General features: G+C 45.3%; 7 protein-coding genes. 4 read left to right on the top strand and 3 right to left on the bottom strand.

Annotated elements, in window-relative coordinates; genetic code table 11:
* Positions 1–6,385 (bottom strand): two-partner secretion domain-containing protein (locus QT973_RS24975; protein ID WP_333392450.1); only part of this gene is annotated, 6,385 nt, incomplete at its 3' end.
* 1,324 nt (positions 6,386–7,709) lie between these two features.
* Here QT973_RS24975 and QT973_RS24970 point away from each other — a divergent pair.
* From QT973_RS24970 to atpC, 3 genes are all read left to right on the top strand, one after another.
* Entirely contained in the window at positions 7,710–8,564 is an 855-nt protein-coding gene (locus tag QT973_RS24970) for a PEP-CTERM sorting domain-containing protein (protein WP_333058307.1), read from the top strand.
* A 138-nt stretch (positions 8,565–8,702) separates the two neighbouring features.
* A complete protein-coding gene (gene atpD, locus QT973_RS24965) occupies positions 8,703–10,160 on the top strand; it encodes a F0F1 ATP synthase subunit beta (protein ID WP_006635884.1) in 1,458 nt (485 codons plus the stop codon).
* Between the two features lie 183 nt (positions 10,161–10,343).
* Positions 10,344–10,751 (top strand): ATP synthase F1 subunit epsilon, encoded by a 408-nt coding sequence (gene atpC, locus QT973_RS24960; protein ID WP_333058306.1) that lies wholly within the window; start codon positions 10,344–10,346, stop codon positions 10,749–10,751.
* 92 nt (positions 10,752–10,843) lie between these two features.
* Here atpC and QT973_RS24955 read toward each other — a convergent pair whose 3' ends face one another.
* Complete coding sequence (locus QT973_RS24955; protein ID WP_333058305.1) at positions 10,844–11,143, bottom strand: DUF7734 family protein; 300 nt, start codon at positions 11,141–11,143, stop codon at positions 10,844–10,846.
* 938 nt (positions 11,144–12,081) lie between these two features.
* Here QT973_RS24955 and QT973_RS24950 point away from each other — a divergent pair.
* Entirely contained in the window at positions 12,082–15,477 is a 3,396-nt protein-coding gene (locus QT973_RS24950; protein ID WP_333057935.1) for an ATP-binding protein, read from the top strand.
* Positions 15,478–15,525: 48 nt separating this feature from the next.
* Here the strand turns inward: QT973_RS24950 and QT973_RS24945 are convergent.
* Positions 15,526–15,818: peptidoglycan-binding domain-containing protein (locus QT973_RS24945; RefSeq protein ID WP_333392448.1), on the bottom strand; the 293-nt coding region annotated here is incomplete at its 5' end.

Here is a 15,818-nt window from a genome sequence, read left to right as displayed (position 1 = left end):
GAGTGGGAGTGGGAGTTACTACCGGAGTGGGAGTTTCACTCGGAGTGGGAGTGGGAGTTACTACCGGAGTGGGAGTTTCACTCGGAGTGGGAGTGGGAGTTACTACCGGAGTGGGAGTTGGTGTTGGCGGCGGGTCGATCGCGTCATCAGTGGAAAATACAATATTACCAACACTACTAGAACGCGGAAACGACTGCGATGTAATGGTAGATTGTCCCGTGGTAATTGCACCCGCCGTACCGTTGCTAGCAGCATCCCCTACCACAAACGGTTGAATCGGCGTCCCTCTATCTCCCCCAGCGTGTGTAATTGCGATATTTCCGCTACCTGTGCCGCCAGCAGTAGAAATGCTAGCAAATCCCGTCGGCGACAGTGGGGTGGAAAAAGTACCCGTAGCGCGGAAATAATTGCCTGTTATTGCTGTGACATCGCCACCGGTGCCGCCTGTACCGCCTTCGGCATTGATAAACTCTACTTGAATATCGCCGATCGGATCTAAGAACACATTGCCGGCATTTCCGACTATACCGCTAGAGTTAATTTGTCCGGTTGTAATTGAAGTTATCGCCTTAACAGTTATGTTGCCACCACTGTTTGCCGATGTATTCAAATTGCCTGCGGTGAAATTGTTACCGCTTGTAAATAGAATTTCTCCGCCATTAGCAGTAATATTTTTAACGGTTAGATCACCCTTGGCAGTAATATCGACTTTGGCGGCGGTGACATCTCCCAATAAATTGACTTTTTCTGTGTTTAGTGCTGTCAATTGTTGCGCGTTAATTGTCGAGTTTCCTGTCACATTGCCAGCATTTTCGATCGCAAGATTTCCTAACTTGCTGGTGGCACCCACCGCACCGTTGAAAGTTATGCTGCCGCTACCGGAGGCTAGAGTTAAGTTGCGGGCATTAATGCTGTCACTGTCGATCGCACCCAAAGCAATATTTCCCCCTGCCGTACTAAATACCGCATCCTTTGTCAAAACCACAGCATTGCTAATATTAAGGTTGCCGTTATTAGTGGTAATATTACCGCCTAATTTAGTATTTAATCCCGTAATATTAAAGCCAGAATTGCTGTTAACGTTTCCAATAAATTCTGCATTTGAGGCAGTAGCCTTCAAAACAGATAATGGCGTTGTTTCTCCGATATTTCCTTGCACTAACACATTGCCTGTAGCGGCATCTAAGTTCAACAAATGATTACCGTCTATCGCACCAATTATCTTAATATCTCCGCCGCCGGTAGTGAGATTAATATCGTTGCTGAGTGTGACAGTGCCGTTGAGATCGATCGGATTTTTATTGGTATTGATGCCATCATTCAAATTAATTGTGGCAGCCTTGAGAGCAATGCTGCTGTTGTCATTGCCGGTAAGAGTGCCATCAAGTGCGATCGTACCCGTTCCCGTTTGAATATTTACTGGATCTAAAAATGTAAGATTAGAGGAAATACTAACATTTGCACTGCTATCCGATCGCCCGATCGCGATCGAGCTAAATCCATTTTGAATCAAATTAAGTTCCGCAGCAGTCAAATCTAAAGCGCTAGTATTGTTATCTGTTCCGCCAACAACAATATTTTGTCCGGCTGTTGCTGGTTGCAGCGTTAGCACGCCCGTACCCGAAACATTCCCCGAAAAATTAATTTCACCTGCCCTTAAAGTCAGCGGGTTACTACCTGCTGACAAACTCGAACCGAAATCAATAGTTGCATCCCCCAGTGTAAAAGTTACAGGAGCTTTTAATGTCACCGGAGCGCTAAAACTAATGTTATCATTAGTTGTTGTAATATTTCCGCTAGCCGCAACTGTTCCACCGCCATTTTGAATAAATTCACCGTCCAAGTTCAGGTTTTTCTCAATATTGAGATTCACCTTATTGGTAATTGTGAGCGTGCCGTCATTGGTGGTTGTTACAGTTCCTTTAAGATTAACATTGTCCGCAGCAATACCGAGATTGCCAGCCACGTCAACTGTATTATTGAAACTAATGTCGCTGCCTGCGAGAATCGGATTATTGGCAACCGTCACAGCATCTGCATAAGTTTGACTGCCGGTTGTAGTGACATTCCCGCCTAAAGATATCTTGCTGTTGGCAGTTAAACTTGTGAGAGGAGTTGTTTCGCCGATCGCACTTTTGAAGGTAAGATTACCGCTAGTCGCCTTCACAGTCAAATTGCTGGTACCATCAACAGTATTATTGAAAGTAATGCTGTCACCTGAAATAATCGGATTGTTGGCAATTGTAACTGCATCTCCATAAGTTTGAGCACCAGTTGTAGTAACATTTCCCTTGACTTGAGTTGTGCCGCCAGCATCTGCAGTCAAACTCGCGGCATTCACTGTTTGATTAAATGCGGTTGTGCCTGTAGAGTTAGCTGTTAAATTGCCGATCGGAGTTACAGCACCAACTGCACCATTGAAGGTAACATTACCAGTACCGCCATTCACAGTTAAATCGCTGCTACCGTCAACAGTTGTATTGAAAGTAATTTGGCTGCCGGAGAGAATCGGATTATTGGCAATTGTAACTGCATCTCCATAAGTTTGAGCGCCAGTTGTAGTGACATTGCCACCTAAAGATATCTTGCTGTTGGCAGTTAAACTTGTGAGAGGAGTTGTTTCGCCGATCGCACCATTGAATGTAAGATCACCGCTAACCGCCTTCACAGTCAAATCACTGCTGCCGTCTACAGTATTATTGAAAGTAATTTCGCTGCCTGCGAGAATGGGATTGTTGGCAATTGTCACTGCATCTCCATAGGTTTGAGCGCCAGTTGTAGTAACATTTCCCTTGACTTGAGTTGTGCCGCCAGCATTGGTGGTGAAACTGGTAGCTTTGACAGCATTAAATGTAGTTGTGCCAGCACTGGTGACGGTGACATTTCCTAATGATCCAGTACCGGGCAATCCATTAGCATCAATGCTATTTATCTCGACTTGATTGGGAGTGGCGATCGCGATATCTCCGGCCGCACCGGAAGTAGAGCTAGAATTAATTACTCCTGAAACTGCAACAACGTCGCCTGTTTGGCCTGTGAGGGTGATTTTGCCGCCATTGCCAGCAGTGGAACTAGAGTTAAGATTACTAGCAGTAATATTGTTAGCACTGAGTGCGATCGGGCCACCATTTCCGGTAGTGGATGTGGTATCAATTGCCCCTGCTGTCGTATCAATATTGCCATTAGTGCTGGTAAGGGCGATCGCCCGTCCGGGACTTCTCATACTACCAACAGTAATATCGCCTGTAGTTTCAATCGAAAAATCGATCGGACTCTTAACATCCAAAGAATTGATTGTTTTCAGGGAACCTAAAGGTACTGTATTTCCAATGGGCCCGTTGACATTAATCACGCCTGTTCCCGTAGTCAAAACTAGGTTGCCATCGCCGTCAACCGTTCCCCCAAAATTAATGTCACCGGCATTATTTAACCCAGTATCGAGGGTGACATTAGAACCCGTAGCGAGAGAGACTTTGCCACCAAAGTCAATCTTCTGTTCGTTGGTGACAATGGTGAGAATATTTTTGTTTAAGTTAGTCGTTAGAGCATTAAAAGTAATTGAAGCGTTGTTTACACCTGTAATGTTTCCATCGACTGCAATTGTGCCAGCTTGCATTGTGACGGGGAAATTAAAAGTAACACCAGCAGGGTCAATTGCGATATTCCCCGTCCCATCCGTGCGCCCGATAATCATTTGGGAAAACCCATTTAAAACCGGAGGCGCGAGTTCAGCACTGCTGAGATTCAAACGATCGTCCGCAGTATTACCACCCACAGTAATATCTAAACTGGGAGTAAGCTGCTGCAACTGGATAATCCCAGTACCTTTAATTTGAGTTATTGATGACAATGAAATGTCATCGCCCGTCAAAGTGACATTGCCGCCTAAAGTCGCCTCAATCACACCTGGGGTGAGTCTAATGGAATTATCGGAGTTGTTAGCCTTTCCCGTGAGACTAATATTACCCGTTCCCGTAGCTTGTATTGTGCTCGGTGCCATGGTAGTAAGAATCGGGGGCATATCAATCCCGTAGGTGTTCAATCCAGTCCCTAAACTCGTACCGGTTAAAACAATATCTCCATTCTCCGATTTTACCGTGCCCTCGAAGAGCCTGATCCCGGAATTACCGCTCGCGACTGTAGTGCTGATGCCTGCACTGCTCGTCCCCGTCAACGTCACCTTTCCCAAGCCTGCGGTTTGGATTGTAGCATCATTTAATATCTCTATACCGTGGTTGGAAGACCCAGTCCCACCACCTGTACCCGTCAGACTGACATTTCCAGAAAGCGCTTTCACTGTAGCGTTCTCAACGAATATCCCTCGATTGTCACGAGTCCCATTACCGCCAACACCGATCAGAGTCACAGTCCCATTCTCCGCCGTTGACTCCACTGTAGCGTTGTTGAGATTAACGCCTGTATTTTCGATTCCTGTCCCCGCACCTGTTCCAGTCAGGCTGACACTTCCCCCGGCCCGCACTGTACTGCCGTCAATAGATATCCCTTGATTACCATCTGTCCCGTTGCCGCCAGTACCGTTGAAAGTAATATTGCCGCTGTCAGTAGTTTGTAATGTGGTAGCACCCGAAATAGAAATACCGACATTGTTTCCCCCTGTCGATTTTCTTCCCGTACCATTCAGGTCAATTTTTCCACTTCCGGCATTAATTTTGCTGTTCTGGACATTGATTCCCGGCCCGAACACAAGAGTCCCCTGACCCTTACCCTGGAAATTACCACCATTAGTAGCGATCGTCGAACCTACGATACTGAGAGCACCACCGTTTAGATTATCGCTATCAGCATTCAGAGTAATAGTGCCTCCCTGAGTGGTGATAGTGGTCTTATTAAGATTAATATTATTATTAGCATTCAGAGTCAGCGAATTATTATTAGTCCAAGCGATCGGTGCGTCAACGTTAATATTGCCTTGCTCCGTATTACCTGACGCCGTAGAAATAGTAACATTTCCCAAATTTAGCTGTGCTTGCAGCCTCCCATTATTAATCACAGAAGGAGGGCCGGAGTCAACAAATCCTGGCCCCGCAGGAACATTATTCGGACCTTCGACAATAGTAATATTAGTAGGATCTAACAATAAGGTACCAGCAATCCCAAAGGTCGATCGCAAATCAACTAATCCTTGAAAATCCAGCCATTGCTTTCCAGACACTTCCGCAAAGCCCCCATTCCCAGAAACCAAGCCACCTCTGGCCGTAATATTGCCATTAAAGCGAGTATTTTCATCAGCCCAAACTATAACTCGCCCGCCATTCCCATTACTAACAGCATCAGCATTAATCGTCGAATCGCTGCTAACAAAAGTCCGCGAAGCATTGGGCACAGTCCCCAAACCCTGATAATCTCCGCCAATCAGTACATTACCGCCGCCGTTAATCCCAGAAGCATCGATATTGCCTGCAATAACACCTACTTTGTCGCCTAAAATATTTACAGTACCGCCAGTGTTGCCAGAGACATTGAGAGTGCCGGATGCGATCGCAGTTCCCGCAGTTACCGGCACAGCAGCATTCCCCGTTAACACAACTTCCCCATTGGGATTTACCGTCAAACCCGTCGCCTGTGCCACACCTTGTCCAGTCAGCAACTCCGGCAAAGATAATACTGGCTGCGTCCAATTGTTTGGCAGCGAAGTGTGATTTGCTGTCGGCTGAATATCCAAGCTCAATAAATTTCCAGCTTGACTAATCCGCACCAAATTGTTACCCGGTACGGCGCTGATGATAATATTGCCGCTAGGCGCATTTACCTGACCAGTATTGACAACCGTACCGCCGATCAAACTTAAACTTTGACCTGGTGTCACCGTCAGATTGCCTGCATTAATTATGCTTCCCCCTGGCAAATTTGTAAACGCAAAACTATTCGGTGTCCCGATTAATGTTGCCCAATTGTTATTGCCGATCGCACTAAACCACTGATTTTCCCCAAAACCAATCCCTGTCGCCGTAGTAGCATTAAAAGATCCAGGCACGTTGAGAATGGCATTCGGCCCGAAAATCATGCCAGCAGGATTCATCAAAAATAAATTGGAATTCCCGCCCGTAACTTGAATTAAGCCATTTATTAAAGAAGGATTACCCCCAGTAATCCTTCCCAAAATATTTTGAATATTGGGATTGGTCAAAAAGTTAGCCGTTTCAGCCTCGCTGAGGCCAAACTGAGTAAAACTGTGAAAAAGATTAGCCCCATCTCCGCTGAAAGACCCCCCGGAAATGTCGTAGCGGTTGCCGTTGGGAGTAACAACTGTGTTAGTGCCATCTGGTGCGGGGGCGATGGGTTGCGCCTTGGCCGAACCCGCCGCAGCACTCAGCCAGCTAACAATGAATAACCATCCGAGGAAATGTAGTTTGTTGGGTGTCATTGTGTTTAAAGATGGTGCTTAAAGTGCGATCGTATTTATTTCTCCTATTTTTACTCCTAAAAAAATCTCATGTCAATAGGAGCATCCTATTTTGGGCGGTCGAATAATTAGGACTAAAAAAGGAAATCTACAGCCTATTCGGTCGTTTATGAAGTACAGTAGAAACCTTAATTGCGTGCTGTTAATCCTCCGGGTGCGGAGCTACGATATCTTGGATATACAGCACTTTCCAGGTAAGTGAAGTACAGAGAAACCGGGTTTCTTGAATAAAACCGGTTTCTGGCGAGAAATCCAGAAGAAACCCGGTTTCTGGGGTGTACTTTATCAACCTGGAATCCGCTGTAACTTACAGATTGACTGGTGTATCCGCACCGATGCTTGCCATCATATTATGTGTACCACATATACATGGAATATGCTGTATGTTTTCAATTAGGAATGAGAATTAAATAACTTCCACTCTTGAAAGTGGGATGGGCGTCCCGCCCGTCCAAAAAGAATGGGCGGGACGCCCATCCCACCATAACAATTAAAATTGTAAGTTATTTAATTCTCGATCCTTAGTATGATTTACATATTTTTTTTTACTAGGAATCATGCGAGGTAAATCAAACTTGGTTTCTTTTTTTGACTTTCACTGCTTCCTTACCACAATTACCTTAAACAACCGGGTTAATTTGTTCGGGACTGTGGCGGAAAATATGGCACATAACGCGAGGTTTAGGGGTTTAAAAAACTCGCGATTTTAGTCAAAACTACGTAAGTATCGCTCGCCTGTTATACATCTTGCTTAAAGTAGCAAAAAACTCGCTCAAATCCCTACTCGCCGGCGCTCCCGCTTCTTTCTGCATCGGGCGAGCAGCTTGCAGCCCGCTTTCAGGAGCAACTAACCGAACAGCCGACTTTCTCTCAAAAACTTTATATTTTAGGGATGAACTTTACCAAAACTTCATAAAGCTCGACTAAAATTTTTATGTATTTTTGATGAAAGCCAATATAGGCAAGTCTTGCACTCAACTTTAGACAGTTACCGAAACCAAGTAAATGTAGTAGCTTGGAAGTCTAGGCCGGATGAAAATCTTGCTGTTACAGATTAAACTGTGCCAATCTAGTGTCAGTGAAAACTCTTAGAAGAAGCACTCATTTACTGCAAAACACCCTTAAGTGAGATATGTATGTATATTCACTGGTGTGGAGCCTCTTCTTCAGGTTTGACGATCGTCCTAAATATCGCAGGCTCGCGATCGTCTATTCGCGTCACGGCAACATGGCATTTAGGGCATTTTGGGCCTAACTACCTAACAATACAGGAGGAATCAGGGTTATGACTACCTTAACGCTAGTCAAAAAAACATCTTTTACAGTCGCCAGCTTGGCAACCACAATGTTGCTCAGCATCTGCCTGCCCGTCCGAGCTTTCATGTTTGGCACCGACGGCATCCAGTTCGATCGAGATACCAATGTAGAGTTCACATTCCTAGAATCTCACAACTCTTACCAGTCCAGCTTGTGGGTAGCAGCTTTGGCTGCTGAGCCAGAAAACAATGGCTACACAAACATCGCCAGACTGTTTTACGAGACTAAACCCTCAGATAACGGCTCTGCCAACAACTGGAAAGGAACCTTCGGGAACGCAGTCACCTCCGAAAACGGCTCCATCACCCAAAACTTCAGATTTTTGAAGGATCAAATTTATGCCCTGCTGCTGTGGAGCGACACCGGCACCGGCAGACCTTTCGAGCAATACGTCTCGTCAAGCACCTTCATGAACAGCTCCCAATGGCGGGCCGCTGGCACCCAGTTCCGAAGAGATGAATGTCTGGTGGCGGGATGTCAGCTTGCTGTGTTTGGTAAATTTAGCCTCGACCCCAACTCCAGCGGCTCCTTTGCAAACATCAACGGCGGTAAAGGCCCAGAGCAATTTTCATCCCTCACAATGGCCGAACTGGCTAATGGCACAAAAATCTCCTTCGACGATGCCGAACCAGGAACCAAGCTAGACTTCAACGAATTCACCGTGTCCGCTGAGTTAGCCCCCCAACCAGTCCCCCAACCAGTCCCCCAACCAGTCCCAGAACCAGCCCCCGAACCAGTCCCCGAACCAGTCACAGTATTCGGGACTATCCTGGGGATCGGGGCTTTGGCTGCGGCTCGCAGGAAAAAAAAGCGAGGGCAGTAACCATAAAAATGACTCTTAACCAGACCCATACAAATCTAAATAGTGCGTCTGTTCAGTGGTAATCTGAGGAATAGCATTTCTAAATGTTAAGACTTTTTCCATAACGGGAAAAATAGCATCCTAACAAAGGCACTATTCATGGTATCCACCGCAGAAAAAACGAACGTAGGCTACATCACCCAAATCATTGGGCCGGTTGTAGACGTAAAATTCCCAGGCGGCAAACTGCCCCAAATCTATAACGCTCTCACGATTTCCGGCAAAAACGAAGCAGGTCAAGACGTTGCCGTTACCTGCGAAGTTCAACAACTGCTCGGAGACAGCCAAGTGCGTGCAGTTTCCATGAGTACCACCGACGGCTTGGTGCGTGGCATGGAAGTAGTAGATACCGGGGAAGCAATCCAAGTTCCAGTCGGCATCCCAACTCTCGGCCGGATTTTTAACGTCATCGGTCAACCCGTAGACAACCTAGGCCCGGTCAATACTTCCGAAAGTATGCCCATCCACCGCAACCCGCCGGCTTTTACCGAACTGGAAACCAAGCCTTCGGTGTTTGAAACAGGGATCAAGGTGATTGACCTGCTGGCCCCCTACCGTCGCGGCGGCAAAATCGGTTTGTTCGGCGGCGCAGGCGTCGGCAAAACCGTGATTATGATGGAACTCGTGAACAACATCGCCAAGGCTCACGGCGGCGTGTCCGTGTTCGGTGGTGTGGGCGAGCGCACCCGCGAAGGCAATGACCTCTACAAAGAAATGATCGAGTCGGGGGTTATTGACGAAGAAGACCGCAGCAAGTCAAAAATTGCTCTGGTTTACGGTCAAATGAACGAGCCGCCTGGTGCTCGGATGCGCGTGGGCCTGTCGGCTCTGGCGATGGCCGAATACTTCCGTGATGTCAGCAAGCAAGACGTGCTGCTGTTCATTGACAATATCTTCCGGTTCGTGCAAGCGGGTTCTGAGGTATCGGCTCTGTTGGGTCGGATGCCTTCGGCTGTGGGATATCAGCCGACTCTCGGTACAGACATGGGCGACTTGCAAGAACGGATTACCTCGACTACCGAAGGTTCGATTACTTCGGTTCAAGCTGTGTACGTACCTGCGGATGACTTGACTGACCCCGCACCGGCTACGACTTTTGCTCACTTGGACGCTACAACTGTGTTGTCTCGCGGTTTGGCTGCGAAGGGGATTTATCCTGCGGTTGACCCGCTGGATTCTACGTCTACGATGTTGCAAGTTAGCGTTGTCGGCGAAGAACACTATGGTGTTGCTCGTCAGGTGCAGTCTACTCTGCAACGCTATAAGGAATTGCAAGACATTATTGCAATTTTGGGCTTGGATGAGCTGTCGGAAGATGACCGCTTGACGGTTTCTCGCGCTCGCAAAATTGAACGGTTCTTGTCTCAACCGTTCTTTGTAGCAGAAGTGTTCACCGGTTCCCCCGGCAAGTACGTCAAGTTGGCAGACACCATTAAGGGCTTCCAAATGATTTTGGCTGGCGAACTTGACGAATTACCGGAACAAGCTTTCTATTTGGTGGGCGATATCAACGAGGCGATCGCCAAAGCTGAAAAAATGAAAGCTGACGCCAAGTAATTTTAGTCATGAGTCAGTAGTCAGTAGTCATGAGTCATGAGTCAGTAGTTATTAGTTATTTGTTATTAGTTATTGGTTATTGGTAACAACTGACAACTGACAACTGACAACTGACAACTGATAACTGACAACTGACAACTGACAACTGACAACTGACAACTGACAACCGACAACTGACAATTTATGACATTAACTGTGCGCGTAGTGGCCCCAGACAAAACTGTTTGGGATTCTAATGCTGAAGAAGTAATTCTGCCGAGCACCACAGGCCAACTGGGTATCTTGAGCGGTCACGCTCCCATGTTGACAGCTTTGGATACCGGAGTGATGCGCGTCCGTCCCGGCAAGGAATGGGTGTCTATTGCTCTGATGGGTGGCTTTGCAGAAATCCAAGAAAACAAAGTTACTATTCTTGTCAACGGCGCTGAAAAAGGCGAAACCATTGATAAAGAAGCTGCTCGTACTGCTTACACCGAAGCAGAAGCTCGTTTGCAAAAGGCTACTACCGGCACTTTGCAAGAGCAAATTCAAGCCAAGCAAGCAATCAAGCGCGCGAGAGCTCGTTTCCAAGCTGCCGGCGGCACGCTCTAGCTCTAATGGTAAGGACATAGTGCTTTTGTAGTAGGGACACAACATTGTTGTGTCCCTGCTGTTTTTCTGGCGTTGTGTCCCTAATGCGAGAGCTAAACTCCCGCCTCGGACAATAGAGATTGCATTGTTTCCCAAGATAACCCCTGCTGAAGATAGCGGGGGTTATTTGGATTGTAGGGGCTCTCCACGCGATCGATACTGACAATTTTTGCTTCCTCCGGCAAAACAGGAACCTCTGGATCGCTCGCGGTCGATCGCGTCAGGGAGCTAGAAAAGCCTTTAAAAATAGCAATTTCATCGAATTCGCCGTCTATTTCGGCCTTGACGATTAAAACTTCGTGCGATCGTTTTACCGTGTATTGTTCCAAGCGACGAGCAATAGAGTCAGCCATAGCAAATCTCACTTTCCTGAAATCTGCTATAATATACAGCACTTTCCAGGTAAGTGAAGTACAGAGAAACCGGGTTTCTTGAATAAAACCGGTTTCTGGCGAGAAATCCAGAAGAAACCCGGTTTCTGGGGTGTACTTTATAAACCTGGAATCCGCTGTAGCTTAATTTTGTGGCTAATTTCAGGGGCAGCGATCCAATATTTTATTCTTAATTAAACCTTTTTTAACAGCCGGAAGTAAGCGCACATAATATAAATTGTGTAAAAAAAAGTTGCAATATTTTCCGTCGGCACAACCTACTTGTTAAATATTTTACAGCATATTTTATGTACATTTAGTACGGATAAACCGGGTTTCGAGCGACAGAATCAGTTAAGATGCGAGAACTGTAAATAAACCCCGTGAGAGCGGGGTATAATTCATAAACCTGGAATATTCTGTATGATGCAGAAACAGAACAAAGCATTCAACTAAAACAGGCAACTGCTGCTGAATTTCAAAAATGTCTGGAGCTTTATTTCGAGAAAAATTTTACTTAGACGCAAAAATTGTTCAATAAGATTTGCGAAAGAAAGCCTCAAGATAAGTTAGCAGCAATTTACTCTCAGCGCTCTCTAAAGAATGGAATGTCTGGAGTGCCACAAGGATAGTCGGGGATAGAAGCTTTGGATGAAAAGTAGTGATACAGATATATTGTATGTGAACATCGGTAGGGACAGGGAAATGCCTTGTCCGGCGCGGGGACGAGCACACGGAAATGCCGTGTCTCTACGGTTCGCTTTGACTTTTAATAATTTGGTATAAGATGAAAGATTGTAGAACCGATATCGCGTCTTCCTTGTGTAAGTTGTGTTTAAGTACAAAATGGTTTATAATACTTACCAGCGGTAAGAACTAGCTCCAAGTATTAACTGGGTTTTTCAACCTAAACTAATGTTATGTCCACTCTTTCTCTCAAGCACTTAGTGGCAAAACTTTCAAGAAAAGCAACGCTGCAAACTGTACTCATAGTTCCCTTTGTCTTGCAAGTATTTGCAGCGGTGGGTATTGTGGGATATTTATCATTTAGGAACTCTCAAAGAGCAGTGAATGACCTTGCGGCTCAGTTGATGGGCGAGGTGAGCAATCGCATCGAGCAAAATTTGAGAACTTATCTGCAAACTCCGCACCAAATCAATCAAAGCAAGCTGGATGCGGTGAAACTCGGTTTTGTGAACATGAAAGACTTGTCAGCTTGGGAAAAGTATCTATGGCGACAAGTGCAATTATATCCTTATATCAATTTTACATCGATCGCTAATCAAGATGGAGAATATCGCACTGGCGAAAAGATGTCTAATGGCACTTTATTGATTAACGCATCGGGGCCTTCTACAAATTTTAATTTTTATTCTTACAATACTAATGATACGGGCGATCGCACGACAGTAGCCGCCTCCGTTAAAAAATTCGACATCCGACAGCACCCTTCCTACGCCTATGCGGCTCTAGAAGCCAAACCAACTTGGAGTTCAGTTTATATATCCTTCCTAGAACCCACCTTACTCCTCAGCGCGCTGCAACCAGTTTACAACAGCCAGAAACAGCTAGAAGGAGTATTAATTGCTGCTTTGCGTCTCGACAGTATCGGTCAATTTTTAAACAGCCTCAAAATAGGTAAATCTGGTCAAACTTTTATTATCGAAAGAAACGGCACGCTGCTGGCAACTTCCACAGCCGAAAAACCTTTCCGCACCCAAAACGGTCAAAAAGAACTGTTTAAAGTTACAGAAAGCAGCGACGCAGTAACGCAAACTACAGCTAAATATTTAGAAAGTCACTTTCAAAACTTGCACCAAATTACAAAATCGCAGCAAATAAATGTTGAAATCAACGGCCAGCAGAAATTTTTAAAAGTCCTGCCATTTCAAGACGACAAGGGTTTAGATTTGCTGATTGTCGTTGTCGTTCCCGAAGCCGACTTTATGGAACAAATTCATGCGGGCAACCGAACTACAGTGTTGCTATGTCTGGCAGCTTTGGGCATGGCAAGTGTGTTAGGAATTCTCACTTCTCGCTGGATTATCAAACCTCTTATAAAATTAAAAAATGCAGCAATAGCTTTATCTGAAGGACAATTTGACCAAACTGTCAAGCTCGATCGCTCCGACGAATTGGGCGTACTTGCCGCTGCTTTTAACAGCATGGCACAACAACTGCAAGCATCTTTTACTGCCTTAGAAACTAAAAATACCGAATTGCAGCGACTCGACAAACTGAAAGACGAATTTTTAGCCAATACTTCCCACGAACTCCGCACTCCGCTCAACGGCATTATTGGTATTGCAGAATCTTTAATAGACGGTGCTACCGGACAACTGCCAGAACCAACAAATTTTAACTTAGCTTTAATTTCATCATCGGGCAAAAGATTGTCTTCTTTAATTAACGATCTTCTGGACTTTTCTCAGCTAAAACACAAAACGATAGAACTGCAAATTAAGTCAGTCGGTATTCGAGAAATAGTCTCTGTAATTCTCACTTTGTCTCAGCCATTAGTAGGCAAAAAAAACTTGCAGTTGATTAACTCAGTCGCTCCTGAATTGCCGCCAATAGCAGCAGACGAGAATCGCTTGCAGCAAATACTTTACAACTTAATAGGCAATGCAATTAAATTTACCGAAAGCGGCAGAGTTGAAATTTCAGCAGAATTGGTAACGGGCAACGCACAATCACTGCCTAATTCCCAATTAGCGATTAGTGTATCTGACACCGGTATTGGCATCCCCGAAGATAAATTAGAACGAATTTTTGAATCCTTTGAACAAGCTGACGGTTCCACTGCTAGAGAATATGGCGGCACGGGTTTAGGGTTAACTGTTGCCAAGCAATTAGTGGAATTGCACGGAGGTAAAATTTCGGTATCTTCAACTGTAGGCGTCGGTTCCCAGTTCACCTTTACTTTGCCCGTATCTGAGAGTCAACCGGAATTTAGCAGCATACAGCCGCGTTTAACCGAGGGTTCTCCCATTTTTATCACTCCTGAACTAGCCCGCCAATCCTCTATAATAAATTCTCAGGTATCAGACAATAGCGAGTCGCTAGAAAGTGAAAAATTAAAAATTTTGGTAGTTGATGATGAGCCGATTAATATTCATGTCATCATCAACAGTCTTTCTCTAGCCAACTACGAAATTACTCAAGCGAGCAACGGCTTAGAAGCTTTAAATCTGATTGAATCAGGATTTAAGCCGGACTTAATTTTACTCGATGTAATGATGCCGCAGATGACGGGTTATGAAGTATGTCGAGAAGTCCGCAAAAAATACTCGCCTTTAGAAATGCCGATTCTGATGCTGACGGCAAAAAATCTAACTACTGACTTGGTAGAAGCTTTTAACTTAGAAGCCAATGATTATGTAACTAAACCTTTTATAAAAAAGGAATTGTTGGCGAGAATTAATACGCAAATTCGCCTAGCAAAACTGAATGCAGCCTACGGCAGGTTTGTGCCGCACGATTTTCTAAACTTGCTGGAAAAGCCGAGTATTATTGAAGTAAAATTAGGCGAACATCAGGAAAGAGATATGACAGTGCTGTTTGCTGATATTCGCTCGTTTACTGCGCTTTCCGAAAATATGACACCGGATGAAAATTTTACATTTATTAATACTTACTTGGGAAGGGTTAGCCCTGCAATTAGGAAAAATAACGGGTTTATTGACAAATACATTGGGGATGCAGTCATGGCACTGTTTCCTACATCCCCTGAAGATGGTGTGCGAGCAGCAATTGATATGCAGAAAGAAGTAAATCTCTATAACCAGCAGCGAGAAAAAAATGGCTTGTTTCCGATCGCGATCGGCGTCGGTTTGCACGCGGGCAATTTGATGTTGGGTACCATCGGCGAACGAGAACGGATGGAAAGTACGGTGATTGCTGATGCGGTGAATCTCGCGTCTCGTTTGGAAGGATTGACTAAGGTTTACGGCGCGGGCATTCTAGTTAGCGGTGCAATTATCGATCGCCTAGACGATCCAGAAAAATATAAGTACAGATTTGTCGATCGAGTAACGGTGAAAGGAAAGACAAATGCTGTGTCGGTGTTTGAAATTTACGATACAGAAACAGAGGAAAGCATTGTACTCAAGCAGCAAACGGCGGAGGTTTTTCAAGAAGCCCTCAATTTTTACTACGAGCAAAAATTTGTTGCCGCCCAAAAAGTATTTCAGAATATTTTACAAATCAATCCAGACGATCGGGTAGCAATGCTGTATTTCAAACGCTCTCGCAAGTATCGAATGTACGGTGCCCCGGAGGGGTGGTGTGGGGTGGAAACTTCGACAGAAAAATAGGGCGCACACTGCACGCCCTACTCTGTTTAACACATGGTTGCACAAACTTTAAAATATAGTTGTACAAACACCCAATTTATTCCAAGTTTTAGGGCCGACAATGCCATCAGCAACGATTTGTTGTTGGTTTTGAAAATTGATAACGGCTTGTTGGGTTTTCGGGCCGAATCCTCCATCAGTATTTAAAGAAAATCCCTTGGTGTTCAAGAGTCGCTGAAGGTAGCGAACGTCCTCATTTTGGGTGACACCATCGTTGCGTTTTAGCCCACATTCCGCAGATGTCGGTCGGATTTCTTTATCAGTTGTGAAAACTTGGAAGCCAAACGCTTTTAGGCTGAAAT

It is taken from the genome of Microcoleus sp. Z1_A1 (assembly GCF_036700305.1).
In the GTDB taxonomy this organism is placed as follows: domain Bacteria; phylum Cyanobacteriota; class Cyanobacteriia; order Cyanobacteriales; family Microcoleaceae; genus Microcoleus.
This window is presented reverse-complemented; position numbering and strand designations above follow the sequence as displayed.